This window comes from Nonomuraea sp. NPDC049378, from assembly GCF_055586745.1.
Genome location: NZ_JBVJHP010000007.1, coordinates 297,834 through 320,752, shown reverse-complemented (window position 1 = coordinate 320,752; position 22,919 = coordinate 297,834). Strand labels below are relative to the sequence as shown.

Sequence of the window (22,919 nt, the reverse complement as noted above, 5' to 3'; positions counted from 1 at the left end):
CATGCGACCCGTCACGCTGTTCACCGGACAGTGGGCCGACCTGCCGTTCGAGGAGGTGTGCCGGCTGGCGGCGGAGTGGGGCTACGACGGCCTGGAGATCGCCTGCTCCGGTGACCACTTCGACGTCGCCCAGGCCGTGGCCGACCCGTCGTACGTCGAGCAGAAGCGCGCCCAGCTGGACAAGCACGGCCTCAAGGTGTGGACCATCTCCAACCACCTCGTCGGCCAGGCCGTCTGCGACCTCATCGACGAGCGTCACAAGGCCATCCTGCCCGCCCGCATCTGGGGTGAGGGCGACCCCGAGTCGGTGCGCCAGGCCGCCGCCGAGGAGATGAAGGACACCGCGCGGGCCGCCGCGCTGCTGGGCGTCGACACGGTGGTCGGCTTCACCGGCTCGTCGATCTGGCACACCGTCGCCATGTTCCCGCCGACGCCGGCCTCGATGGTGGAGGCCGGCTACCAGGACTTCGCCGACCGCTGGAACCCGATCCTCGACGTCTTCGACGAGGCCGGCGTGCGTTTCGCGCACGAGATCCACCCGAGCGAGATCGCCTACGACTACTACACCACCCAGCGCACGCTGGAGGCCATCGGCCACCGGCCGGCGTTCGGACTCAACTGGGACCCGTCGCACATGGTCTGGCAGGACCTCGACCCGGTGGCGTTCATCCTCGACTTCAAGGACCGCATCTACCACGTCGACTGCAAGGACACCCGCATGCGCGTCGGCGACGGGCGCAAGGGCCGCATGTCCTCGCACCTGCCGTGGGCCGACATGCGGCGCGGCTGGGACTTCGTCTCCACGGGCCGGGGCGACGTGCCGTGGGAGGACTGCTTCCGCGCACTGAACTCCATCGGGTACGACGGCCCGATCTCGATCGAGTGGGAGGACGCCGGCATGGACCGGCTGGACGGGGCCCGGGAGGCGCTGAGCTACATCCGCACGCTCAACTCCATCACCCCGCCGGCCACGGCCTTCGACGCAGCCTTCTCCACCGAGTAGCCCCTCCGCGCGGCGCGCCACCGGTCTCGGCCGGCGCGCCGCGCTTGCCGTTGGACGCGGAGCTCGTCCTTCCTCCAGGAACACGTCCACCCGTTCACCGGGCCACGGACCACACGGCTGTCACCCCGCGCCGCCGCTCCCGCGACTCTCACCGATCGATCTGGTGCCGCTCACCCCGATCGGATGCCCACATCGGAGGCCTGGCCGTACACGCACGCCTGAGACCCCGGGCCGGAAGAGGCCTGCTGAGACACCGGGCTGTCCTAAAACGAGGCATTTTTGGCCTCGCATTCTGCCGTAGCGGTTCGCACCTATCGATAAGGTCTTTGTCACGCGCTGGTCATGACACGTGTCTGGACGGCGCGACCTCCGTGTCGGCATAGCGGGATCAGGGCCGGCGGAATTTTCCCGCGACTCCCGAACGAAAAGCCTGGGTGATGTCCCGGCTGGCCTTTCGGCGTGCGCGCAGAACGGAAAGGGTGTTCATGAAGAAGGTTGTGGTCGGCTCTTTGCTGGCTGTGGTCGCCGTGGTGGGGGCTCCTGGGGTGGCGGCGGTGCACGCCGATTCCCGGTCGTCGTCGGCTGCGGGGTCTTTCTGCCTTTACGAGCATGACAACTACAAGGGCGGCGCGGCCTGTTTCAAAACAGGTGACGGGGACCTGAGGAACAATCGATGGCACGGCACCAGTCGGTCGGTCGACAACGGTGCGAGCTCGATGAAGAACCGGACCAGATACTACGTACACCTCGTCGACAGCAGAAGCGGCGGAGTGTCGGGCTATATCGCCAGGCCGTATTCCGTGGACGCGGACCTGACGAAGAACTCCGGCCAGAAGTCGTTCGACAACAAGGCCAGCAGGGTTTTCTTCCGCAATTACGGATGAGGGATACATCGTTCACCGGCCGGGCGAGGTCCGGCCAGTAACGGAAAGGACGTTCATGAAGAAGGTCGTGGTCGGCTCTTTGCTGGCTGTGGTTGCCGTGGTGGGGGCTCCTGGGGTGGCGGCGGTGCACGCCGATTCCCGGTCGTCGTCGGCTGCGGGGTCCATCTGTCTTTACGAGCATGACAACTACAAGGGCGGCCGGGCCTGTTTCAGCAAGAGCGACAGTAACCTGGCGAACAACCGATGGGGCGGTACCTACCGGTCCGTCTACAACGGTGCCAGTTCTATGAAGAACAACACCGGATACAACGTCCGCCTGTGGAGCGGCCGCTTTCACTCGGGCACGTCCTACCGTGCGCGGCCGTACTCCTCTGACGCCGACCTGACGAAGAACTCCGGCAACCCGTCGTTCGACAACAACGCCGAATCGTTGGAGATCGGCTAGGCCGTGTGGACCAGTGCGTGAAAGCGGGCCCGTTCCTTCCCCATCGGACGGGCCCGCTCCGGCGCCATCAAGGAGCTACGGATGCGTTGGCGTTCGGTGACGGTTGTCTGTTGTGCGCTGTTCCTCGCCGGGTGCGGTGACCAGAGCCGCGAGGGTGAGGCGGTGGCCGCTCTGCCCGCCGGTCCCGAGGCCAGGGCGCTGCGCCTGCCGCTGGACGCGTACAGGGTGAGCGCTGATGAGTCCGCCATGCTCGACCATGCCGCGGACACGCTGGTCGAGACCTGCATGCGCGGCAAGGGCGTGCCCTGGACCAGGTTGCCCCGGTTCCACGTCGATGACGCTCTCCACCGCAGACGGTACGGGGTCATCGAGGAGGAGGCGGCGAAGCGATTCGGCTACCACCCCGTGCGTGACCCGGGGGAACTGCGGAAAGAGCAGGCCTGGCAGGCGCGCGACGACAGGCTCACCTCGGAGGAGCACGTCGCCGCCTACGGCGAGGACGGCAAGAGCGGTTGCATGAGGGACGGTTACGTCCGGGTCAACCAAGGAGCCGCCGAAGGGGAAAGCCCTGCGCTGAGAAGGCTCGACCAGGAGTCCTACGACACCTCCGCGAAGCATCCGGATGTGCTCTCCGCGTTTCGGAAGTGGAGCGCGTGCATGCGCGAGCAGGGATTCTCCTACTCCGATCCGGCCGAGGCGGTGGGTGACCCCCGGTGGCGGACTCCCGCTCCGACCGGCGACGAGATCCGCACCGCCGGTGCCGACGTACGGTGCAAGAAGCGCTCAAGCCTGGTCGCGGTCTGGTCAGGGGTGGAACGCGAGCTGCAGGAACGCGGCCTGCGAGAGCACCGCGATCAATTCGCGGCTCTCGCGGACGGGAAGTCCCGGTGGCTGGAGGACGCCGAGTCCATCATCTCCCGGCGCCTTCCGAGCCAGGAACCCTCCAGCGGTGGTGCCGGACAGTCGGTCCAATGACCCCGACGTGAAAGGATACGGATTATCCTTCCACGGCCAGAAGCTGCGTGAAAGGATAAGCGCCGTGCCCTGGTCGCCAACAGGGCCGGATGGGGTCGTCAGTCCATGATGACGATCTGGCGCAGGACCTCGCCGCCGCGCAGGGCCGCGACCGCGTCGTTCAGGTCGGCCAGGCGGATGCGCGAGCTGATCATGGATTCCAGGTCGAGCTTGCCGGCCTTGTGGAGCTTGGCGAAATAGGGGAAGTCGTGGCGGACGTCCGCCTCGCCGTACAGGCTGGACAGCAGGTTCTTGCCCTCGAACAGCAGGCTGAACGCCGAGATCGACACCATGTCGTCCGTCGCACCCGCGCCGACCACGACGACGTCGCCGCCCGCCCGCGTGACCTGCCAGGCGCTCTGGATGGTGGCCGACTTGCCGACGACCTCGAACCCGTAGTCGAAGCCCGCGCCGCCGGTGAGCTCGCCGACCGCCTCGGGGACCTGCTCGGGCGTCACCGCGTGCGTGGCCCCGACCTTCCTGGCCAGCTCGTGCTTGGACTCCAGCGGGTCGACCGCGAGGATCGTGCGCGCGCCGGAGAGCCGGGCGCCCTGGATGACGGACAGGCCGACGCCGCCGCAGCCGATCACCGCGACCGTGGAGCCGGGGCGGACCTTGGCGGTGTTGATCGCGGCGCCCACGCCGGTCGTGATGCCGCAGCCGATCAGGGCCGCCGCCTCCCACGACACGTCGTCGTCGATCTTGATGGCGCCCTGCCACGGCACGATGATCTCCTCGGCCCAGGTGCCGCACCCCGCCATCCCGAACACCGTCGCCTCGTCGCCGCCGAGCCGGAAGTTGCCCTTGCTGAAGGACTCGATCACGTACTTCATGCACAGGTACGGCTGGCCGCCCACGCACAGGTCGCACTCCTGGCAGGCCGGGCGCCAGCTGATGACGACGTGGTCGCCCGGCTTGACGGAGGTGACGTGCTCGCCCACCTCGACGACCTCGCCCGCGCCCTCGTGGCCGGGAACGAGCGGCACGGGCTGCGGGAGCACGCCGCTCATGGCCGACAGGTCCGAGTGGCAGACGCCCGTGGCCCTGACGCGCACGCGTACGTCCGACGGCCCGACGGGGGCCAGGGTGACGTCGTCGCGGATGTCGAGCTTGTCGTTGCCTACGGCGTGCAGGATCGCGGCGCGCATGTGGAGTCCTCCTCGGTGGGACGTGTGCGGGGTGCTGGGGGCGGTGAACCCCCATCGGGCTATTCCTCCAGCGAAAGGGCGGCCTTGGGGCAGGACCGCACCGCGTGGCGGACGCGGTCCTGCACCTCGGGCGGTGGTGCGGGCAACAGGATGTGCAGCCGGTCGTCGTCGTCCACCTCGAACACCTCGGGCGCGAGGCCCATGCACACGGCGTTGGCCTCGCAGACCAGCTCATCGACGGTGATTCTCATGTGAGCCTCCTGTGATCCCATGAGACCACTTTGGTGCGCTCGACGACGTACGCAACCCGTTTGAGCCCGGTCTTCTCGACGTACGGGCGCAGCAGCTCGTCCGGCACGCCGGGTGTCGTCCTGCGGGCGACCGTCATGCCGACGTCCATGACGCGGTCGCGGTTGTCGAGGCGTTCGGCCCTGCCGTAGACCAGGACGCCGCGCAGCTCGTCGTAGGCGTCGCCGGTCTCGACGAGGCAGGTCACCCGGGGATCGCGGGCGAGGTTGCGGGCCTTCTGCGATTTGGCGTAGGTCCAGAAGGCGATCCGTCCCTCGGAGAGCCCGTAGAACATGGTCACCAGGTGCGGCGTGCCGTCCCTGTTGATGGTGGCCAGCTGCAGCTTGCTTGCGGCCTCCAGGAAGGCGGTGACGTCGTCGTCGGACATCGCGATGCGAGCGCGCTGATTCACGTTGCAAGTAGAACAGGTTGCAGAAGGACCGGGCAAGAGCCCGACGGAATGTTATTCGGTTCGGCTAGGGTGCATGCCCATGACCATGCCGCAAGAGCTGCTCCGCGCGGCCGAGCACGCCAAGGGATTCATGCCGCGGGAAGAGGGGATCGCCCTCTTCGAGACGGCCCTGCGCTACGGCCCGCTCGGCCCCATCTGCGAGATCGGCACCTACTGCGGCAAGTCGGCGATCTACCTCGGCGCGGCGGCCAGGCAGGCGAGGTCCGTGGTCGTCACCGTCGACCACCACCGGGGCTCCGAGGAGATCCAGCCGGGCTGGGCCCACCACGACCCCACTCTGGTCGACCTCCGGTTCGGCAAGATGGACTCCCTGCCGACGTTCCGGGCCACGATCGCGGCGGCGGGCCTGGAGGACGAGGTGATCGCGGTCGTCGGGAGGTCGGAGCGGGTCGCCGGGCTCTGGAACACCCCGCTCGGCATGGTGTTCATCGACGGCGGCCACTCCGACGAGCCGGTGACCCTCGACTACGAGGGCTGGGCGCCGCACGTGATGGAGGGCGGCGCGCTGGCCTTCCATGACATCCATCCCGACCCGGCCGACGGCGGGCAGGGCCCCTACCGGGTCTACCGGCGGGCGCTGGCGTCGGGCGCGTTCGCCGAGGTGGCGGTGCACGGCTCGCTCCGCGTGCTGGAGCGCGTCGGCCAGGGCATCTAGCCGCGCGACCGTACGCCTTCCCCCGCGGCTTCCGCGCCGGTCCGCGTCTCGGGCGTCGTGAGCGCCACCGCGAGCGCCACGAGGGCGACGACCAGCAGGTAACAGCCCGGCGCCACCGGCGTCCCCGTGACGTCGACCAGCCAGGTGGAGACGAACGGGGCCGTACCGCCGAAGAGCGCGAGGGCCGCGTTGTAGCTGATGGCGGCGCCCGTGACGCGGGTCGCCGGCGGGAGCAGCTCGACGAAGAAGGTGTAGCTGCCGCCTCCGTACGCGCACAGCGCCGCCGCGAGCAGGAGTTGCCCGGCCACCGCTGCGACCAGGGACCCGCTCGAGACCAGGAGGAACGCCGGCATGCTGACCACCGCGACCGCCGCGGCGCCGGCGACCAGCATCGGCCTGCGGCCGAACGCGTCGGAGAGCCTGCCGCCGATCGGCAGCAGCACGGTGAAGGAGAGCAGCGCGACGGCGTTGGCCACGAGCGACTCCAGCAGGCTCAGCCGGGTGACCGTCTGCAGGGAGGTGACGAAATAGCCGACGAGGACGTAGAAGCCGAGCCCGGACAGGGCCATGACGGCGAAGATCTGCCCCAGCCGGGTCCCGTTCCCGCGCAGGCTGCCGCGCACGGGATGGCGCTCGATCGTGTTGTCCCGCTCCAGCTCGCGGAACACCGGGCTCTCCTCGGTGCGCCCGCGGACGTAGACGCCGGCCAGGGAGAGCGGCAGGGCGACCAGGAACGGCACGCGCCAGCCCCACGAGGCGTACGCCGTGTCGGACAGCACTCCGGAGACCGCCATGATGAACACCAGAGCGAGCACGGACGCCGCCCCCGTGGCCGCGACCGAGACGGCGATCCACGTGCCGCGGCGCTCGAACGGAGCGTGTTCGAGCACGAACGAGGGCGCGCCGACCGCCTCACCGCCCGCGGAGAACCCCTGCACCAGCCGGCACACGACCAGCAGGACGGGCGCCACGGTCCCGGCGGCCGCATACGTCGGCAGCAACCCGATCAGCGCGGTCGCGACGCCCATGCACATGAGTGTCGTGTAGAGGACGGCCCGCCGCCCTGCGCGGTCGGCCAGCGCGCCGAAGAAGACGCCGCCGAGCGGCCGGGCCACGAAGGCGACACCGTACACGGCGAAGACCGACAGGAGGCTCGCCACCGGGTTCGCGCCAGGGAAGAACGCCTCGGCGACGGCCACGGCCGAGAAGCCGTAGATCGCGAAGTCGTAGAACTCGACGAACTGGCCGGTGCCGGCGCCGATGAGCACCCGCCGCTGCGCCGCGGTCGTGCCGCCGGGGCTGATGAAGTCGCGGATCAAGAGAGGGCTGTTTCCCTTCGGCCTGCTGGTCAGACCGAGAAGGCTAGCGCGTGCGGACCCGGAACTCGCGCCGGTCGTCAGCCAGGGGAGGGCCGGCGCGGGTGCCGGTGGTCAGGTGCGCAGGCGGTGGGTCCACGAGCGGCGGATCTGTGCCTGCCAGCCGCGGAAGTCCTCGTGCGTGTGCGCCTCGTGCCCGAGCGCGATGAGCGCCCGGTCGGTCCACGAGGCCGCCTCCTCCGCGTCGGTGCCGGCCAGGATCGGCACGGCCCGCGCCGCGTGGCCGGGCAGCTCTCCCGAACGCAGCCGCGCGGCCACGGCGAACGCGCAGCCCTGTGCCAGGTGTGCCCGGAACCCGTCGGCGCCCGCGTGCTCGGCCAGCCACCACAACTCGTCGGTCTCGGCCCCGCCCGTGTAGGTGGCGGCGAACCCGATCCCGCTCCACAGGTCGGCCCGCCGCCCCGCGGGGAACCCGGCGATCCTGGCGGCGAGGTCGCCGGCCGAGGCGCCGTCGTGGTACCACAGCAGCCGCCCGAGCCCTTGGTCGAACACCGCGCAGTGAGCCCTGGTGAGCAGGTCGGGCATCATCCGCTCGCCCACCATCCGGTCCGCCCTGGCCAGGCTCCACTGGAACCCGAACCCGTCGACGGCGAGCCAGCGCAGCAGCGGATGGGCGCGCCGGGCGCCCCTGACGGGCCGCAGCCGCAGCAGCGCGTACCCGCGGCCGGCGCCGAGGTAGGCGGCGTGGCGGTGGTGCTGGGCGGGGCCGGCCAGTAGCTCGTGAAGGCGCCGGCCCCGGGTCAGCGTGAGAAGGTCGAGGACGGTGCAGGCGGAAGCGGCCCCTTCGTAGCCGAAGGGCCGCTGCTCAGCCGACATTTCCTCGATCTTCTCGACTTCTCGCGACATCACCGCGTTGAAGCCGAGAACGTACGACTTTTCGGCATCGGTGAATTCGGTCGGAGAAGCTCCATCTCTGAGCCGGAACCTTCGCCGGCCCAGATCGGAATCCCGTGCGTCTTTGGCCAGGAACCTCCGCCATCCGCGCGCCGGAGACAGTGTCGGCTCGGTCCCGACCTGGTCCAAGAACGTTGTTGTGCCCGTGTCGCCCACGCTTCCCCCGAAGACGTCTCGTACCGGCCACTGACGAAGCTAGTTACCCCATTGGGCCTTTCATCGGCGGCGCACCGGATTTCCCCGGCAAAGAACCCGCAAAAGGCCTTGTGGACCGCCGAAGTACCAGGTCAGACGCCTTCGCCGGGGAACCCCTCGGTCACCGGGGGAGGCCGGAGCCGGCCTGTCCCGGCGGCGCAGCCGCAGACATCCGGGTCGAACACGGACGTACCCGCGATGTCGCGGAACAGCCCGGACCCCGGCGAGATCCCCATCAGCGCGTCGGCCGCCAGGACGACCGCCGCCGCGGTGTAGCCGGACCGCTCGTGCGGGAAGTGCTTGCGGTTGGCGTACTGCCACCCCGTCCAGTACGAGCCGTCCTCGTGCCGCAGATGTTGCACGTCGGCGAAGAGCGCGGCCGCCCGGTCCCGATCGCCCAGCGCGTCGAGCGCCAGCACCAGCTCGCACGTCTCCGCCCCCGTCACCCACGGCTGGTCGGACACGCACCTGATGCCGAGCCCCGGCACCACGAATGTCGCCCACTCGCGCTCCAGCAACTCGTACGCCTGCCGCCCGCGCACCGCGCCGCCCAGCACCGGGTAGTACCAGTCCATGGAGAAGCGGCTCTTGTCCGCGAACGCCTCTTGATGCGCCGCCAGCACGTGCGCCAGCCGGTCGGCCGCCAGCTCCCAGTGGGGCTGCGGGTCGCCCAGCTGGTCGGCGAGCAGCACGCCGCAGCGCAGCCCCTGGTGGATGGAGGAGCAGCCGGTGAGCAGCGCGTACGCCGAGGGCCTGCCCTGCGCGTCGCGCTCCCAGGCGATCTCGCCCCGCTCGGTCTGCAGCCCCGCCACGTAGTCGAGCGCGGCCTTGACCATGGGCCAGCTCTCCTCGGTGAAGCGCCGGTCAGCGGTGACGAGATGGTGGTGCCAGACGCCGGCGGCGACGTAGGCGGCGTGGTTGGTCTCGCCGCCCAGCTCCGCGGGCACGCCGTCGACCAGCTTCATCGGCCACGAGCCGTCGGCGCGCTGGTGGCGGGCCAGCCAGGCGTAGCCGCGGCGTACCGGCTCGGCCAGTCCGGCGACGGACATCGCCATCAGGCACTCGATGTGGTTCCACGCGTCGACGTGGCCCTCCGGCCACGGCACGCCGCCGTCGTCCTGCTGCATCGCCGCGATGCTCTCGGCCGTACGCACGACCTCCGCGTGGGAGATCATGGCTTCCGGACGTAGAGGACCACGCTCTTGCCGATGACCGGGTTGAGCACGGCCTCGGCGATCCTGGTGGCGGCAGGGCGTTTCATGATGTCCCAGACCAGCAACTCGTGGTAGGCCTTGGCGAGCGGGTGGTCGTCGTTGTTGACGCCGACCGCGCACTTGATCCACCAGTAGGGCGCGTGCAGGCCGTGGGCGTGGTGGTGCGGGCCGATCACGAAGCCGGCGGACTTCAGCTTGGCCGACAGCTCCGCCAGCGTGTAGATGCGCACGTGGCCGCCCGGGGCCGTGTGATAGTCCTCGTCCAGCGCCCAGCAGATGCGTTCGGGCAGGAAGCTCGGCACGGTCACCGCGGCAGTGCCGCCGGGCCGCAGCACGCGGAAGATCTCACGCATGGCCGCCATGTCGTCCGGGATGTGCTCCAGCACCTCGGCGGCGATGACGCGGTCGAAGGCGGCGTCCTCGAACGGCATGTCGAGCGCCGTGCCCTGGACGGTCTCCCCTGCGCCGCCCTCGGGCACCTCGCCCGCCTTGTCCATGGCCGCGAACATGGCCGCCACGCTGTCCAGCTCCGCCTGATCCATGTCGAACGCGGTCACGTCCGCGCCCCGGCGGAGCACCTCGAAGGCGTGCCTGCCGCCGCCGCACCCCAGGTCGAGCACGCGTACGCCGGGACCGACGGGAAGCCGGGCGAAGTCCACGGTCAGCACTTGTCGCTTCTCCTCGTGATCGAGTGGTGATCGAGTGGTGATCAGCTCGCGCGGGCCGCGATGGCCTCGCGGTAGGCCTCGACGGTCCTCTTGGCCACGACGTGCCAGGTGTAGCGCTCCATGACGCGGTCGTATCCGGCTCTGCCGACGCGTTCGCGCTCATCGGGGGAGTCGTGCAGGCGGCGCAGCACCGCGGCCAGCTCCTCGGCGTCGCCCGGCGGCACCTGCACGGCCGCGTCGCCCACGACCTCGGGCAGGGCGCCGGTGCGGCTGGCCACCAGGGGCGTGCCGCAGGCCATGTGCTCGACGGCGGGCAGCGAGAAGCCTTCATAGAGCGAGGGCACGACGGAGATCTCCGAGGTGGCGATCAGCTCGCCCAGCTCGTCGTCGGAGATGCCGTGCACGAAGCGCACGCGGTCCTGCAGCGACAGCTCCTGCACGAGCTGCTCGGTGGGGCCGCCGGGGGTGGGCCGGCTGACGACGGTGAGGTTGACGTCCCGTTCGGTGGCCAGCTTCGCCACGGCTCTGAGCAGCGTGGCGACGCCTTTCATCGGCGAGTCGGCGCTGGCGACCGCCACGATGGACCCTTTGCGCTTGGTTTTGCCGGGACGTGGGTGGAAATAGCGGGTGTCGACGCCGAGGGGGATCAGGCGCATGTTGGCCTGGGGGACGTTGAAGTCGCGGTGGATGTCGGCCAGCGACGACTCGCTGACGGTCAGGATCGGGCTCAGCCGGGGAGCGACGCGGGCCTGCATCTTGACGAACGCGTACCAGCGGCGCATGGTCAGCTTCTTCGTGCCGCGGGCGGCTTCGAGCTCGATGCGGCGGTCGACGCTGATCGGGTGGTGGATGGTGCCGACGACGGGGAACAACTTCTGGATGCCCAGCAGGCCGTAGCCGAGGGTCTGGTTGTCCTGCACGACGTCGAAGTCGCCGACGCGCTTCTTCAGCTCGCGGTAGGCCCGCATGGTGAACGTCAGCGGCTCGGGGAACCCGGCCGTCCACATGGTGCCGACCTCGAGCCAGTCGATCCAGTCACGGAATTCGTGCAGCTTGGGCGTTCTGAAGGGGTCTTCGTCGCGGTAGAGGTCGAGGCTGGGCACCTCGCGCAGGATGACGCCGTCGTCGAGCTCGGGGTAGGGCTGGCCGGAGAACACCTCGACGTGGTGCCCGAGTGCGACGAGTTCACGGCTCAGGTGGCGGAGGTAGACGCCCTGGCCACCGCAGGTGGGTTTGCTGCGGTAGGACAGCAGCGCGATCCGCAGCGTTCGCTCCCGCACGGACACCCCTTTCTCGCCGGTAAGGCCCGGAGACGGGCGTGTACCGTAAAGATGACCTTAGTGCGAGAAGGCTACCATTCGGTAGGTTGCCGAGAATTGTTCACAGTGGCCCTCACAGGCCGTGCGAACTGCGAAGTTGCAGTAACCGAGCGTGGTTCGGTGGAACGCGTTCTAGGTGGCTTGATGCCCCATCAGGGCGCTTAGCTGTACATTCCCGTCCCAAAGGGACGCGGGACGCGATCGTTGGAGGACCCCTTGGCCAGGCGCGCTCTGATCACCGGCATCACCGGCCAGGACGGCTCCTACTTGGCGGAGCACCTGCTGGAGCAGGGCTACGAGGTCTGGGGGCTGGCCCGGGGACAGGCGAACCCGCGGGTGTCCAGAATGCGCAAGCTGCTCGCCGACGTACGCGTGGTGCGGGGCGACCTGCTCGACCAGGGTTCGCTGATCTCCGCGGTGGAACGCGTCCAGCCGGACGAGGTTTACAACCTGGGCGCGATCTCGTTCGTGCCCATGTCGTGGGAGCAGGCCGAGCTCACGGCCGAGGTGACCGGGATGGGCGTGTTGCGGATGCTTGAGGCGATCCGCGTGTGCTCGGGCGTGTCGCGGGGCGGCGGGGGTGCCGGCTCCTCCGGACAGATCCGCTTTTATCAGGCTTCATCCTCCGAAATGTTTGGCCAGGTCAGCGAGACCCCGCAGACCGAGAGCACCTCGTTCCACCCCCGCTCGCCGTACGGGGTGGCGAAGGCGTACGGGCACTTCCTCACCCAGAACTACCGCGAGTCGTACGGGATGTTCGCGGTGTCCGGAATCCTGTTCAACCACGAGTCGCCGCGGCGGGGTGCCGAGTTCGTCACCAGGAAGGTGTCGCTCGGGGTGGCCAGGATCAAGCTGGGGCTGGCCACGCAGCTGCGCCTCGGCAACCTGGAGGCCCGGCGCGACTGGGGCTTCGCCGGCGACTACGTCAAGGCGATGCACCTGATGCTGCGGGCCGCCAGCCCCGAGGACTACGTGATCGGGACCGGGCGGATGAAGTCGGTCAGGGAGCTGGCGGAGGCGGCGTTCGCGGCCGCGGGGCTCGACTGGGAGCGCCACGTCGTGACCGACCAGGCGCTGCACCGGCCGGCCGAGGTCGACCTGCTCTGCGCCGATCCGAAGAAGGCGCGCACGCAGCTGGGGTGGGAGCCGAAGGTGTCCTTCGACGAGCTCGTTGCCATGATGGTCGACTCCGACCTGCGCCTCCTCACCGACGGCGGCGACCCCGATCAGGACTCTTCCTGGCCGTAGACGGTTCTCGTCTGGCTGACAATCCGTTTCTTGTTTTTTACGGCACCGCCAACGCTCGCCAGTCGCCGTCGTCGGCTCGCCTCCGTCCAGGGGAACGGCCTCTGACCGGTCAGTGGCGCGCCGCCGTTACGGCGCGCACGTTCACCGTGGACGTGGTTGTTCGGCACCGACCGCCGCCCGTGGCGCAGTTGCCCCGGTCCGCGCGGTCATCGTCGGCGTGGCCGCCTCCTGGCCCGGCCCGCCGTTCTTGCCCGGTTCACCGTTCACCCCTGGTCGCCGTTCTCGCCGGGCCCTGCGGGGTGGACGGCTCGGCGGTAGGTGCCTGGGGTCAGGCCGAAGTAGCGGGTGAACCAGCGGGTCAGGTGGCTCTGGTCGGCGAAGCCCGTCGTGGTGGCGGCCTCGCTGATGGGGACGCCGTCGGCGATCAGCGCGCGGGCGGTCCTGAGCCGTAGCTGGCGCTGGTAGTCGCTCGGCGGCAGGCCGTACTCGGCGTGGAAGGCGCGGTAGACCGTGTAGCGGCTGGCACCGGTGGCGCGGGCCAGGTCGTCGATGGTCAGATCGTCCAGCGGGCGGTCGTGAAGGAGCTGCCTGGCCTGTCGCGCCACCCGCGCCGATCGTCCCGCCAGGCCCGCCGGGTGGATCGGGCGGGTGGCGGCGCGGCGTACGAGCTGGGTGATCGTCGTCGTGAGCAGCTCGTCGCGGCGCAGCGACGGGGCCTCGCCGAGCAGGGCGCTGTGCAGGACGCGCAGCGTGCCCGCCAAGGCGGGGTCGTCGACCACGGGCTCGGTGAAGAGCGGCAGGCCCGTCAGGCGGCCCGTAGCGTCCGTCAGGGTGCCGGAGACGAGCTCGGGGCCGATGTGCACCATCCGGTAGGTGAACCCGAGGGCGTCGGTGGCGTGGCCGTCGTGCGGGTCCTCGGGGTTGAAGGCCATGATCATGCCCGCCGCGCTGGTGTGCGCCGAACCCCGGCAGGTGAACGACTGCGCGCCGGTCTCCGTGACCCCGAACGAGTAGGTCTCGTGGCTGTGCCGGTGGTAGACGTGCCGTTCGAAGTGGGCGTGCATGACCTCGAGCGGGCGGTCGGGTGAGCGCCAGTAGCGCGACCAGTCCTGCGCCATGCCTCCATTCTCCCTCCTTATTGACAAGAAGGATTTTTACGTAAAGGATAGTTTTTGCAATGAGGGACATCCTGTACCTGGAAGAGATCGAGCAGGCCGAGGCGCTGCTCAAGCCGCAGCGCGTGGAGGTGCTGCGGCAGCTGGCCGAGCCGCGCACCTGCTCGCAGGTCGCCGAACGGCTCGGGCAGACGCCGCAGCGGGTCTACTACCACGTCAAGCGGCTGGTCGACGCCGGTCTCGTCGACCTGGTGTCCGAGCGCAAGGTCCGCGGGATCAGCGAGGGCATCTACCAGGCGGGCGCGCGGTCGTACTGGCTGTCGCCGCGCCTGGTGGGCCGGATCGGGCTGCGCAAGGCACGCGACGAGCTGAGCCTCGGCTACCTGCTCGACCTCGTGGAAGAGGTGCAGGCCGACATCGCGGCGCTCGACAGGACCGCGCCCGAGCTGCCGTCACTCGGCCTGTCGGGAGAGATCCACGTGCGCCAGGAGAACCGGCACCAGTTCATGACCGAGCTGCAGGCCATGCTGCAGGACCTGTTCACCCGGTACGGCGGAGCCGAAGGTGACGCCTTCAAGATCGCCGTTGCCTGCTACCCCAAGACCACGGACCACCCAGAGGAAGAGCGAGACGATGACTGAGCCCATGATCATCCGTGTCCGCGTCCAGGCGCCGCTCAAGACGGTCAGGCACGCCCTCACCGACCCGGCCGCGCTGCGCGTCTGGCTGGGCGAGCACGCCGAGGTGGCGCTGCCCGCCACCTTCGGGTTCTGGGGGCGCACCATCCCCGAAGGCGACGCGCCGCACCAGCGGCCGCTGCACGCCGACGAGCGCACCCTGCGGTTCGCCTGGCTGCTCGACGGCGAGGAGACGACCACCGAGTTCACGCTGGAGGAGGACGGCGACGCGACCATCGTGTCGGTGTCCCAGACGCACTTCGACTTCCAGGACGTGATCACCGGCAAGAGCATCAGGGGCGTGCTGCAGACGTTCTGGTGCTGCGCGCTCGCCAACCTGGCCGAGCACCTCGAAGGGCGCGAGCTCACGCCGCGGATCGACTTCTCCACTTCGGAGATGCGGGCCCGGATCACGATCGACGCCTCGCCGGCCGACGTGTTCGACTCGCTGACCGACTCGGAGGCGGTGACGCGGTGGTTCGGCTATCCCATCGACATCGAGCCGTACGTCGGCGGGCGCTTCGCCATGGGCGGGCTGGCCAACGACCCCAGCCCGGCCAAGATCGTCGAACTCGAGCCCGGACGCAAGCTCTCCGTCGACTGGGGCGCCGCGGGGGTCGGCATGTGGGAACTGGAGGGCTCCGGCGGCAAGACGCGCCTGACGCTGGTGCAGAGCGGGTTCGACGAGGGGCGGCCTCCGTACGCGGCGTGGGGCGGCTTCCTGTCGGGGCTCGCGGAGCTGCGGCGCTACCACGAGGTGCCCGACTGGCAGCCGATGTTCCTGCCGTAGGTCGCGCACGAGCGTTCAAGACCTGGCCGGGCGGTGACGTCGAGACTTCAGCCATGCGATTCGATACCAAGATCGGCATTGTGGTGCGCGCGGATCTGGCCGCGTGGCAGAAGCTCAACGTCACCGCCTTCCTGTCCGGCGCGGTCGCGGGCGGGGTGCCGGAGACCATGGGAGAGCCGTACGAGGACGGGTCGGGCAACGCGTACCTGCCGATGATCCGGCAGCCGGTGCTGATCTACGCGGCTGATCTGACGCAGCTGCGGGCCGTCAGGGAGAAGGCGATGGCGCGGCAGATGGACGTGGCCGTCTACATCGAGGAGATGTTCAAGACCGGGCACGACGCCGACAACCGGGCGGCCGTACGCGCTGTGGAGGCGGAGGAGCTGGCGCTGGTGGGCGTGGCGGTCCACGGGCCGAAGAACGGCGTGGACAAGGTGCTCAAGGGCCTCTCCCTGCACCCCTGACCGCTCGCTCGTCTCCCGGGCTTGACCTTCACATGGATGTGACGCCCTAACGTCGGCGCGGACAGGCATCATCCAGCGAAGGGGTCGTCCCATGCCACTCCCAATCGGAGCAGGTCCGTCATCCGGCCAGGCGGGGACGAGAGGTGACGGTCGGTGACCGGCCTCACAGGCACGAGCCCCGCGCACGACGTCGTCAGGGAGACACTGGACCGGTGGCGGCGCGCGTTCGACGACCGGTCGGTGGCCGAGATGGTCTCGCTGTTCGTCGAGGACGCGCTGTTCCAGGGCATCAGCCCCCGGCTGCGGGTCGGCAGGGCCGAGATCGCCGAGTACTACGGCGACGCCGGGGAGGGAACTCGGGCGACCGTACAGGTGCTGGAGGCGCAGCGGCTGGGCGACGGACTCGTGGGGGGTTTCGCGGACGTGACCTTCACCGCCCGCGCCGGCGAGACCTTTCCCATCCGCCTGTCGGTCGTCATCCGGCACCGCGAGGACGCCTGGCTGATCAGCCAGTACCACGCGGCGGCCCGCTGACGCGTCACCGACGAGGCACCGCGTCGTACGGTGAAGCGCGTGGCGGCCGGGCCGGCCCGGGTAGCGGGCCCGAAGAGCGGCGGACAGCGCGGCCCCATCCACAGAACGTGGTTCGGTACGTCGGCGACCCGGGCCCGTGGAGCACCCTTGGCGGCATGCAGCAGCCATCCCGCACCGCCTCCCTGATCGTCCGGGCCGCCAGGATCACTCGGGCGGTGCCGCAGGCCGTCGTGTGCCGCCGGACGGCCGCCCACATCTGGGGCGCGAGCGTGCTGACCGCTCCGCAAGCCGACTGGCCCGTCGAGCTGGCCGCTCCCGCCCACCTGGCGCTCCCCGGTTGCGTCACCTACCTGACTTCGCTCCCCGGCGCGGACGTCACCGCGCACAAGGGCGTCCGACTCACCACCATGGAACGCACGGCTCTCGACTGCGCCCGCTGGTTGCCGCGCATGGACGCCGTAGCGGTCCTCGACCAGCTGGCCCGCAAGGGCGTCGACATGGACGCCCTGTGGCACCGGCCGCTCACCCCCTGGCATCTGCGAGACCTCCTGACCCTCGCCGACCCGGGCGCCCGCTCGCCCCGGGAGAGCTGGCTGCGGGTCATCCTGGTCGACGGCGGCCTGCCCCGGCCTGCTGCCCAGATCAGGGCCGAACTGGGCGACGGCCGGCTGGCCTACCTCGACCTGGGCTGGGAGGAGTTCAAGGTCGCCGTTGAATACGACGGCCAAGGCCACCACACCTCGCCCGCCGACCAACGACACGACGGCGACCGGAGGGAAGACCTGCGGCGGTCGGGCTGGCGGGTGATCATCGTCCGGGGAGACGTCATCCCCGGTCGGATCCCCGCCCTGCTGCGGCATGTCTCCGAGGTCCTGCTGGAGCGCGGCTGGCATCCCGGTCCAGGCGGCACCGAACGCATCCTGCGCCGCATTCGAGCCGCCCACCACAAGTCCCGCTACCGCCCCGGCCGGTGAGACGTCCGGACCGCGTGCGCGAAGAAGGCGCCGGCAGATGGACGTGGCCGTCCCACCGAGCTTGTACGACGGCGCACGACACCGGCGAGCGGGCGGCCGTACGAGCTGCGGAGGCGACAAGATCGCGTGAATCGACACCACTTATTGTGCTGGTGATGTAACAGTTAGTGCCATGCCGTCCCCCCGACATGACACTCTGGTCAAGATGTTCGGCGACCGTCCGCAACTCGCCGTGGAGATCCTGCGCGACCTCATGGGTGTGCAACTGCCCGACACCCCGCTGATCCGGCAGGAGGAGCGGACCTTCAACACTCGCAACTCCGACGACATCGAAGTCGATCTGATCTTCACTCTGGGGCCACCGAACGAACCCGCACACGCCATCATCGTCGAAATCCAGCAGGGCACGTCCAAAGATTCCCGGCAGCTCGCCCGCTACGCCGCCGCCACCTGGCTGCTCCTGGGGTGCGACGTCACTGTGCTGATCGTCTGTCCCGATCACAAGACCGCCGCACACTACGCGCGACCCATCGAGTCAGGGCTGACCGGCTACTGCCTGCTCCCCGTGGTGCTCGGGCCGGACGGGATACCGGCCATCACCGATCCCCAGCAGGCCGCAGCCAACCTCGACCTCGCCGCCATGTCCGTCATGATCCACGGCAACGACCGCAAAGTCGTCGAGGCGTTCGCCACAGCACTCGCCGACACCCATGACGAACACGCTCCGCAGTACTATGAATACGCCTACAGCATTGCCGCGCCCGAGATCCGCTGCCTCATGGAGGAGATCATGACGTCCACCACCTGGCCGGTCTACAGTCCTTTCGCTCGCGAGCATTTCGGTCGTGGCCTCGAAGAGGGCCAAGCCCAAGGCAAGGCAGAAGGCAGGGCGGAAGAGGCGGCCAGGATGGTGCTGCTGGTGCTGACCGCTCGCGGATTCGACGTCCCTGACGACACCCGTGCCCGGATCGTGACCTGCGCTGACTTGGCTCAGCTCGAGGACTGGGCCGTCCGTGCTGCCACCACCCAGACTCTCCATGACCTGTTCGGCGAACGTGGCTGATGTAGGGCCGGTGGATGTCTGGTTGTTCCGCCCGCGACCGTGTCCGTTGGTCCGTCCGTGACCGTGTCAGCCGATGGACACCGGGAGTTCTTTGATGCCGTTGATGAAGTTCGAGCGCAGCCGGCGGACCGGGCCGGTCTGGCGGAGGCGGGGGCGGCGGCGGGCGAGTTGTTCGAAGAGGATGCGGAGTTCCAGCTTGGCCAGGTGGTTGCCGAGGCAGAAGTGGGCGCCGCCGCCGCCGAAGCCGATGTGCGGGTTCGGGTCGCGGCCGATGTCGAAGACCTCGGCGTCGGGGAAGACCGTGGTGTCGCGGTTGGCGGAGGAGTAGAAGACCACGACCTTGTCGTCGGCCTTGATCTGCTTCCCGCCCAGCACCTGGTCGGTCGTCGAGGTGCGGCGGAAGAGGTTGACCGGGGAGACCCAGCGGACGATCTCGTCGGCGGCCGTCCTGGCGAGGGCGGGGTCGGCGACCAGCCGCTCCCACTGGTCGGGGTGCTCGAAGAGGGCGAGCATGCCACCCGAGGCGGCGTTGCGGGTGGTCTCGTTGCCCGCCACGACCAGGAGGAGAACGAACAGGTCGAATTCGTTCTCGTCGAGCGTCTCGCCCTGCTCGTCGGGCTGGATGAGCTTGGTGACGATGTCGTTCTTGGGGTTGGCCCGGCGTTGCGCCGCGAGCTGGTTGGCGTAGGCGTAGACCTCCATGGCGGCGGCGGAGCCCTCTTCGGGAGAGGCGGCGTAGTCGGGGTCCTGGGCGCCGATCATGCGGTTCGACCAGTTGAAGACCTTGTCGCGGTCGGCCACGGGCGCGCCTAGCAGCTCGCAGATCACATAGAGGGGCAGGGGCGCGGCCACTTCGGTGACGAAGTCGACCTCGCCGGAGCACTTGTCGAGCAGGTCGTCGCAGATGTCGCGGATGTGCTGTTCGAGGGCTCCGATCGTGCGCGGGGTGAAGCCCCGGTTGACCAGGGAACGCCGCCTCGTGTGCTCGGGCGGGTCCTGGTTGAGCATCATGTGCCGCTGGAGGGCGATCTGGTCGTCGGCCATCTCGTCGAACAGGGCCAGGCGCCGGTAGGAGGAGAAGAGGTCGGAGTGCCGTGAGACGTGGACGACCTCGTCGTACGTGGTGACGGCCCAGAAACCGGGATCACCGTCGTGCCAGTGGATCGGCGAGTTCGCGCGCAGCCAGGCCAGCTGGTCGTGCGGAGGGCCGGTGGTCGCGTAAACGTCCCTGTCGACGAGGTCGATGTGCACCCGGATCACCCTCTTGATCAAGCGCTTGGTTACGCAGTACTGAAACGTGTTCTATTACGTCACTGTACGGCCGTCAAGGAGACCTGTCCGCCAAGCCTTAGATCGTTCCTGGTGGGGTCGATGGGTGCTCGCACCGCCTTCCTTTCATGGTGCACGTTTTACCTCCGATGTTTGGGACGGTGGAATTCTGGCTATGTGAACGTAGCCATCGGAGCGGTACCGCGTATCACAGCCCATGACCCTGCCCCGGGAATCTTCCACGAGTCACGTATCGGATGTATCGGATCGGTGCCCCTTGACATGCCCAGCACGCTCGCACGAGCATCAGAGGTTGAGACATCCGATGTATAGATGAAGGATGCGGTGTGAAGCTGCTGCGAGTAGGACCTGCCGGCCAGGAGCGGCCGGTGGTGCTGGATGACGCCGGGAAGCTGCGCGACATCGGGGAGCCCGAGATCGACGGCGCCTTCCTCGCCTCCGGGGGAGTGGCGCGCGTCCGCGAGGCGCTCGAACGCGGCGATCTGCCCGTCGTCGACGCCGAGGGGGTGCGGATCGGCGCCCCTCTCGCGCGCCCCGGCAAGATCGTCTGCATCGGCCTGAACTACAGCGACCACGCCGCCGAGTCCGGCGCCGAGGTGCCGGCCGAGCCGGTCGTTTTCATGAAGGCCTCCAGCACCATGATCGGACCTGATGACGAGGTACTGATCCCGCGGGGGAGCGTGAAGACCGACTGGGAGGTGGAGCTGGCTATCGTCATCGGCCAGGAGGCCCGCTATCTGGGCAGCGCGGAGGAGGCCCGAGGGGTGATCGCCGGCTACGCGATCTCCAACGACGTCTCCGAGCGCGAGTTCCAGCTCGAACGCGGTGGCCAGTGGGACAAGGGGAAGTCGTGCGAGACGTTCAACCCGTTCGGTCCCTGGCTGGTGACGGCCGACGAGGTGGGCGACCCGCAGCGGCTGCCCCTGCGCCTCTGGGTGAACGGCGAGCTGCGCCAGGACGGCGACACGAAGAACATGATCTTCGACGTGGCAGAGGTGGTGCGCTACCTGAGCCAGTTCATGGTCCTGGAGCCGGGCGACGTGATCAACACGGGGACGCCCGCCGGGGTGGCGATGGGGATGCCGGGCCAGCCGTACCTCCGGGCCGGTGACGTGATGGAGCTGGAGATCGAAGGGCTGGGCCGGCAGCGCCAGACGGTGGGCCAGGCATGAGCGGTTACCGCATCACCGGGATGAGGACGCATGACGTACGCTTCCCGACCTCGCGCGAGCTCGACGGCTCGGACGCGATGAACCCCGACCCCGACTACTCCGCCGCCTACGTCGTCCTCACGACCGACGACGGGCACGAGGGCCACGGGTTCGCGTTCACGATCGGGCGCGGCAACGACATCCAGACCGCGGCCATCACCGCGCTGGAGCCGTACGTCGTCGGCAAGGACGTCGAGGACCTCGGCGCCCTCTACCGCGACATGGTGAACGACTCGCAGCTGCGATGGCTGGGGCCGGAGAAGGGCGTCATGCACATGGCGATCTCCGCCGTGGTCAACGCCCTGTGGGACCTCAAGGCCAAGCGGGCGGGCAAGCCCTTGTGGCGGTTGCTGGCCGAGATGTCGCCCGAGGAGATCGTCGGCCTCATCGACTTCCGCTACCTGAGCGACGCACTGACCCAGGACGAAGCCCTCGAAATCCTGAAAAAGGTGGAAAAGGGGAAGGCTGAGCGCATCAGCCACCTGGTCGAGGCCGGCTACCCCGCCTACACGACCTCGCCCGGCTGGCTCGGCTACGACGACGAGAAGTTGCGCAGGCTCTGCAAGGAGGCCATCGATCAGGGCTTCGGGCAGATCAAGCTGAAGGTCGGCGCCGATCTCGACGACGACCGGCGCCGCTTCAGGGTGGCCCGCGAGGTGTGCGGGGCCGGCTACCCGATCGCGATCGACGCCAACCAGCGCTGGGACGTCGGCTCCGGCATCGCGTGGATCAACGCGCTGCGGGAGTTCGACCCGCACTGGGTCGAGGAGCCGACCAGCCCCGACGACGTGCTCGGCCACGCCGCCATCGCGCGGGGCATCGCGCCGATCCCGGTGGCCACCGGCGAGCACGTCCAGAACCGCATCGTGTTCAAGCAGCTGCTGCAGGCCGAGGCCGTCTCCTACGTGCAGATCGACTCGGCCCGCGTCGGCGGGGTCAACGAGAACCTCGCGATCTTGCTGCTCGCGGCCAAGTTCGGCGTCCCGGTGTGCCCCCACGCGGGCGGCGTCGGGCTGTGCGAGCTGGTGCAGCACCTGTCGATGTTCGACTACGTGGCGGTCACCGGCTCCATGGACGGCCGCGTGATCGAGTACGTCGACCACCTGCACGAGCACTTCGTCGACCCCGTCGTCATCAGGAACGGCCGGTACGTCGCCCCGTCCGCGCCGGGCTTCAGCGCCGAGATGCACGCGGCGTCGATCGCCGCCCACACCTTCCCCGACGGCGAGGTCTGGAGGAACGCGTCGTGACGATGAGAGCGATCGTGACCGGCGGCGGTTCCGGCATCGGCCTGGCCACGGCCGCCGAGCTGACCGGGCGCGGGATGAAGGTCGCCTGCCTCGACCTCAACCCGCCGGGCGAGCCGTACATCGGGATCAAGGCGGACGTCACCGACGACGCCGTGGTCAGGTCCGCGGTGGCCGAGGCGGCCGAGCGCCTGGGCGGCATCGACGTGCTGGTCAACAACGCGGGCATCGGCGCTCAGGGGACCATCGAGGACAACCCGGACTCCGAGTGGCACAAGGTGTACGACATCAACGTGCTGGGCATGGTCCGGGTGGCGCGGGCGGCGCTGCCGTACCTCAGGAGGTCCGAGCATGCCGCCATCGTCAACGTCTGCTCGGTCGCGGCCACCGCGGGGCTGCCGAACCGGGCGCTCTACAGCGCGACCAAGGGCGCGGTGCAGTCGCTGACGCTCGCCATGGCCGCCGACCACATCCGCGAGGGCATCCGGGTCAACTGCGTCAACCCGGGCACCGCCGACACGCCGTGGGTCGCCCGGCTGCTCGACGCGGCCGACGATCCCGAGGCGGAGCGGGCGGCGCTGAACGCCAGGCAGCCCATGGGCCGCCTGGTCACCGCGGAGGAGGTCGCCGCGGCGATCGCCTACCTCGCGGGCCCGCAGGCGAGCGCCACCACCGGCACCGTGCTCGCGGTCGACGGCGGCATGCAGGGGTTGCGGCTCAGACCCAACTGA

At 69.4% G+C, this 22,919-nt stretch carries 25 protein-coding genes; 15 read left to right on the top strand and 10 right to left on the bottom strand.

Annotation, left to right across the window (positions count from 1 at the left end):
* The first annotated feature begins 1 nt into the window (after position 1).
* From ACZ6SA_RS17825 to ACZ6SA_RS17810, 4 genes are all read left to right on the top strand, one after another.
* Positions 2-1,003: a sugar phosphate isomerase/epimerase family protein gene (locus ACZ6SA_RS17825; RefSeq protein WP_347645508.1), complete on the top strand. Its 1,002-nt coding sequence runs from the start codon at positions 2-4 to the stop codon at positions 1,001-1,003.
* 485 nt (positions 1,004-1,488) lie between these two features.
* Positions 1,489-1,887: a peptidase inhibitor family I36 protein gene (locus ACZ6SA_RS17820; RefSeq protein ID WP_465828997.1), complete on the top strand. Its 399-nt coding sequence runs from the start codon at positions 1,489-1,491 to the stop codon at positions 1,885-1,887.
* A gap of 55 nt (positions 1,888-1,942) precedes the next feature.
* On the top strand, positions 1,943-2,332 hold the full coding sequence (locus ACZ6SA_RS17815; RefSeq protein ID WP_465828995.1) for a peptidase inhibitor family I36 protein: 390 nt from the start codon (positions 1,943-1,945) through the stop codon (positions 2,330-2,332).
* 81 nt (positions 2,333-2,413) lie between these two features.
* Entirely contained in the window at positions 2,414-3,307 is an 894-nt protein-coding gene (locus ACZ6SA_RS17810; protein WP_465828993.1) for a hypothetical protein, read from the top strand.
* A 98-nt stretch (positions 3,308-3,405) separates the two neighbouring features.
* On the opposite strand, the gene ACZ6SA_RS17805 is transcribed toward ACZ6SA_RS17810, so the two are convergent.
* From ACZ6SA_RS17805 to ACZ6SA_RS17795, 3 genes are read right to left on the bottom strand one after another with little or no spacing between them, the layout of a single operon-like run.
* Positions 3,406-4,494: a Zn-dependent alcohol dehydrogenase gene (locus ACZ6SA_RS17805; protein ID WP_347645502.1), complete on the bottom strand. Its 1,089-nt coding sequence runs from the start codon at positions 4,492-4,494 to the stop codon at positions 3,406-3,408.
* Between the two features lie 59 nt (positions 4,495-4,553).
* Positions 4,554-4,745 carry a ferredoxin gene (locus tag ACZ6SA_RS17800; protein WP_465828992.1) on the bottom strand — a complete coding sequence of 64 codons (192 nt, stop codon included), beginning with the start codon at positions 4,743-4,745 and terminating at the stop codon, positions 4,554-4,556.
* Positions 4,742-5,194, bottom strand: a complete 453-nt coding sequence (locus tag ACZ6SA_RS17795; protein ID WP_465828990.1) for a pyridoxamine 5'-phosphate oxidase family protein — start codon at positions 5,192-5,194, stop codon at positions 4,742-4,744. The genes ACZ6SA_RS17800 and ACZ6SA_RS17795 overlap by 4 nt, the downstream gene beginning before the upstream one ends.
* Before the next feature lie 85 nt (positions 5,195-5,279).
* On the opposite strand from ACZ6SA_RS17795, the gene ACZ6SA_RS17790 reads away from it, so the two are divergent.
* Positions 5,280-5,909, top strand: a complete 630-nt coding sequence (locus ACZ6SA_RS17790) for a class I SAM-dependent methyltransferase (protein WP_465829098.1) — start codon at positions 5,280-5,282, stop codon at positions 5,907-5,909.
* On the opposite strand, the gene ACZ6SA_RS17785 is transcribed toward ACZ6SA_RS17790, so the two are convergent.
* From ACZ6SA_RS17785 to ACZ6SA_RS17765, 5 genes are all read right to left on the bottom strand, one after another.
* The gene (locus ACZ6SA_RS17785) at positions 5,906-7,228 is read right to left on the bottom strand and encodes an MFS transporter (protein ID WP_465828989.1); all 1,323 of its coding nucleotides are present in this window, start codon (positions 7,226-7,228) and stop codon (positions 5,906-5,908) included. The two genes, ACZ6SA_RS17790 and ACZ6SA_RS17785, sit on opposite strands and share 4 nt — an antisense overlap.
* A gap of 111 nt (positions 7,229-7,339) precedes the next feature.
* On the bottom strand, positions 7,340-8,335 hold the full coding sequence (locus tag ACZ6SA_RS17780; RefSeq protein WP_465828987.1) for a DUF1702 family protein: 996 nt from the start codon (positions 8,333-8,335) through the stop codon (positions 7,340-7,342).
* 131 nt (positions 8,336-8,466) lie between these two features.
* Complete coding sequence (locus tag ACZ6SA_RS17775; protein ID WP_465828985.1) at positions 8,467-9,549, bottom strand: prenyltransferase; 1,083 nt, start codon at positions 9,547-9,549, stop codon at positions 8,467-8,469.
* The gene (locus ACZ6SA_RS17770; protein WP_347645496.1) at positions 9,546-10,256 is read right to left on the bottom strand and encodes a class I SAM-dependent methyltransferase; all 711 of its coding nucleotides are present in this window, start codon (positions 10,254-10,256) and stop codon (positions 9,546-9,548) included. Before ACZ6SA_RS17770 ends, ACZ6SA_RS17775 begins: the two co-directional genes overlap by 4 nt.
* Positions 10,257-10,297: 41 nt before the next feature.
* Positions 10,298-11,542 carry a glycosyltransferase family 4 protein gene (locus ACZ6SA_RS17765; RefSeq protein ID WP_347645495.1) on the bottom strand — a complete coding sequence of 415 codons (1,245 nt, stop codon included), beginning with the start codon at positions 11,540-11,542 and terminating at the stop codon, positions 10,298-10,300.
* 249 nt (positions 11,543-11,791) lie between these two features.
* Between ACZ6SA_RS17765 and ACZ6SA_RS17760 the strand changes: the two genes are divergently transcribed.
* Complete coding sequence (locus ACZ6SA_RS17760; RefSeq protein ID WP_347645494.1) at positions 11,792-12,823, top strand: GDP-mannose 4,6-dehydratase; 1,032 nt, start codon at positions 11,792-11,794, stop codon at positions 12,821-12,823.
* A 263-nt stretch (positions 12,824-13,086) separates the two neighbouring features.
* Here ACZ6SA_RS17760 and ACZ6SA_RS17755 read toward each other — a convergent pair whose 3' ends face one another.
* A complete protein-coding gene (locus ACZ6SA_RS17755) occupies positions 13,087-13,941 on the bottom strand; it encodes a helix-turn-helix transcriptional regulator (RefSeq protein ID WP_347645493.1) in 855 nt (284 codons plus the stop codon).
* 59 nt (positions 13,942-14,000) lie between these two features.
* On the opposite strand from ACZ6SA_RS17755, the gene ACZ6SA_RS17750 reads away from it, so the two are divergent.
* The 6 genes from ACZ6SA_RS17750 to ACZ6SA_RS17725 all read left to right on the top strand — a co-directional run bounded on the left by ACZ6SA_RS17750 (position 14,001) and on the right by ACZ6SA_RS17725 (position 18,440).
* The gene (locus tag ACZ6SA_RS17750; RefSeq protein ID WP_347645492.1) at positions 14,001-14,579 is read left to right on the top strand and encodes a helix-turn-helix domain-containing protein; all 579 of its coding nucleotides are present in this window, start codon (positions 14,001-14,003) and stop codon (positions 14,577-14,579) included.
* Positions 14,572-15,405 carry an SRPBCC family protein gene (locus ACZ6SA_RS17745; RefSeq protein WP_347645491.1) on the top strand — a complete coding sequence of 278 codons (834 nt, stop codon included), beginning with the start codon at positions 14,572-14,574 and terminating at the stop codon, positions 15,403-15,405. The genes ACZ6SA_RS17750 and ACZ6SA_RS17745 overlap by 8 nt, the downstream gene beginning before the upstream one ends.
* Before the next feature lie 53 nt (positions 15,406-15,458).
* Positions 15,459-15,869, top strand: coding sequence for a DUF2000 domain-containing protein (locus ACZ6SA_RS17740; protein ID WP_347645490.1), 411 nt, complete (start codon positions 15,459-15,461; stop codon positions 15,867-15,869).
* Between the two features lie 153 nt (positions 15,870-16,022).
* Positions 16,023-16,403 carry an SgcJ/EcaC family oxidoreductase gene (locus ACZ6SA_RS17735; protein ID WP_465828982.1) on the top strand — a complete coding sequence of 127 codons (381 nt, stop codon included), beginning with the start codon at positions 16,023-16,025 and terminating at the stop codon, positions 16,401-16,403.
* 155 nt (positions 16,404-16,558) lie between these two features.
* The gene (locus ACZ6SA_RS17730; RefSeq protein ID WP_347645488.1) at positions 16,559-17,377 is read left to right on the top strand and encodes a hypothetical protein; all 819 of its coding nucleotides are present in this window, start codon (positions 16,559-16,561) and stop codon (positions 17,375-17,377) included.
* Positions 17,378-17,582: 205 nt separating this feature from the next.
* The gene (locus tag ACZ6SA_RS17725) at positions 17,583-18,440 is read left to right on the top strand and encodes a hypothetical protein (RefSeq protein ID WP_465828981.1); all 858 of its coding nucleotides are present in this window, start codon (positions 17,583-17,585) and stop codon (positions 18,438-18,440) included.
* A 66-nt stretch (positions 18,441-18,506) separates the two neighbouring features.
* Here the strand turns inward: ACZ6SA_RS17725 and ACZ6SA_RS17720 are convergent, their stop codons facing one another.
* Positions 18,507-19,691, bottom strand: a complete 1,185-nt coding sequence (locus ACZ6SA_RS17720) for a cytochrome P450 (RefSeq protein WP_465828979.1) — start codon at positions 19,689-19,691, stop codon at positions 18,507-18,509.
* 365 nt (positions 19,692-20,056) lie between these two features.
* Between ACZ6SA_RS17720 and ACZ6SA_RS17715 the strand changes: the two genes are divergently transcribed.
* The 3 genes from ACZ6SA_RS17715 to ACZ6SA_RS17705 are packed head-to-tail and all read left to right on the top strand — an operon-like array spanning position 20,057 to position 22,919.
* On the top strand, positions 20,057-20,902 hold the full coding sequence (locus ACZ6SA_RS17715; RefSeq protein ID WP_443154876.1) for a fumarylacetoacetate hydrolase family protein: 846 nt from the start codon (positions 20,057-20,059) through the stop codon (positions 20,900-20,902).
* On the top strand, positions 20,899-22,191 hold the full coding sequence (locus ACZ6SA_RS17710; protein WP_465828978.1) for an enolase C-terminal domain-like protein: 1,293 nt from the start codon (positions 20,899-20,901) through the stop codon (positions 22,189-22,191). Before ACZ6SA_RS17715 ends, ACZ6SA_RS17710 begins: the two co-directional genes overlap by 4 nt.
* Before the next feature lie 2 nt (positions 22,192-22,193).
* Positions 22,194-22,919, top strand: coding sequence for an SDR family NAD(P)-dependent oxidoreductase (locus tag ACZ6SA_RS17705; RefSeq protein ID WP_465829096.1), 726 nt, complete (start codon positions 22,194-22,196; stop codon positions 22,917-22,919).

Bases quoted from the DNA above. Each gene is read 5' to 3' on its own strand.
- ACZ6SA_RS17825 (WP_347645508.1), top strand. From the start codon at position 2: ATGCGACCCGTCACGCTGTTCACCGGACAGTGGGCCGACCTGCCGTTC.
- ACZ6SA_RS17820 (WP_465828997.1), top strand. From the start codon at position 1,489: ATGAAGAAGGTTGTGGTCGGCTCTTTGCTGGCTGTGGTCGCCGTGGTG.
- ACZ6SA_RS17815 (WP_465828995.1), top strand. From the start codon at position 1,943: ATGAAGAAGGTCGTGGTCGGCTCTTTGCTGGCTGTGGTTGCCGTGGTG.
- ACZ6SA_RS17810 (WP_465828993.1), top strand. From the start codon at position 2,414: ATGCGTTGGCGTTCGGTGACGGTTGTCTGTTGTGCGCTGTTCCTCGCC.
- ACZ6SA_RS17805 (WP_347645502.1), bottom strand. From the start codon at position 4,494: ATGCGCGCCGCGATCCTGCACGCCGTAGGCAACGACAAGCTCGACATC.
- ACZ6SA_RS17800 (WP_465828992.1), bottom strand. From the start codon at position 4,745: ATGAGAATCACCGTCGATGAGCTGGTCTGCGAGGCCAACGCCGTGTGC.
- ACZ6SA_RS17790 (WP_465829098.1), top strand. From the start codon at position 5,280: ATGCCGCAAGAGCTGCTCCGCGCGGCCGAGCACGCCAAGGGATTCATG.
- ACZ6SA_RS17775 (WP_465828985.1), bottom strand. From the start codon at position 9,549: ATGATCTCCCACGCGGAGGTCGTGCGTACGGCCGAGAGCATCGCGGCG.
- ACZ6SA_RS17755 (WP_347645493.1), bottom strand. From the start codon at position 13,941: ATGGCGCAGGACTGGTCGCGCTACTGGCGCTCACCCGACCGCCCGCTC.
- ACZ6SA_RS17750 (WP_347645492.1), top strand. From the start codon at position 14,001: ATGAGGGACATCCTGTACCTGGAAGAGATCGAGCAGGCCGAGGCGCTG.
- ACZ6SA_RS17745 (WP_347645491.1), top strand. From the start codon at position 14,572: ATGACTGAGCCCATGATCATCCGTGTCCGCGTCCAGGCGCCGCTCAAG.
- ACZ6SA_RS17740 (WP_347645490.1), top strand. From the start codon at position 15,459: ATGCGATTCGATACCAAGATCGGCATTGTGGTGCGCGCGGATCTGGCC.
- ACZ6SA_RS17730 (WP_347645488.1), top strand. From the start codon at position 16,559: ATGCAGCAGCCATCCCGCACCGCCTCCCTGATCGTCCGGGCCGCCAGG.
- ACZ6SA_RS17725 (WP_465828981.1), top strand. From the start codon at position 17,583: ATGTTCGGCGACCGTCCGCAACTCGCCGTGGAGATCCTGCGCGACCTC.
- ACZ6SA_RS17710 (WP_465828978.1), top strand. From the start codon at position 20,899: ATGAGCGGTTACCGCATCACCGGGATGAGGACGCATGACGTACGCTTC.
- ACZ6SA_RS17705 (WP_465829096.1), top strand. From the start codon at position 22,194: ATGAGAGCGATCGTGACCGGCGGCGGTTCCGGCATCGGCCTGGCCACG.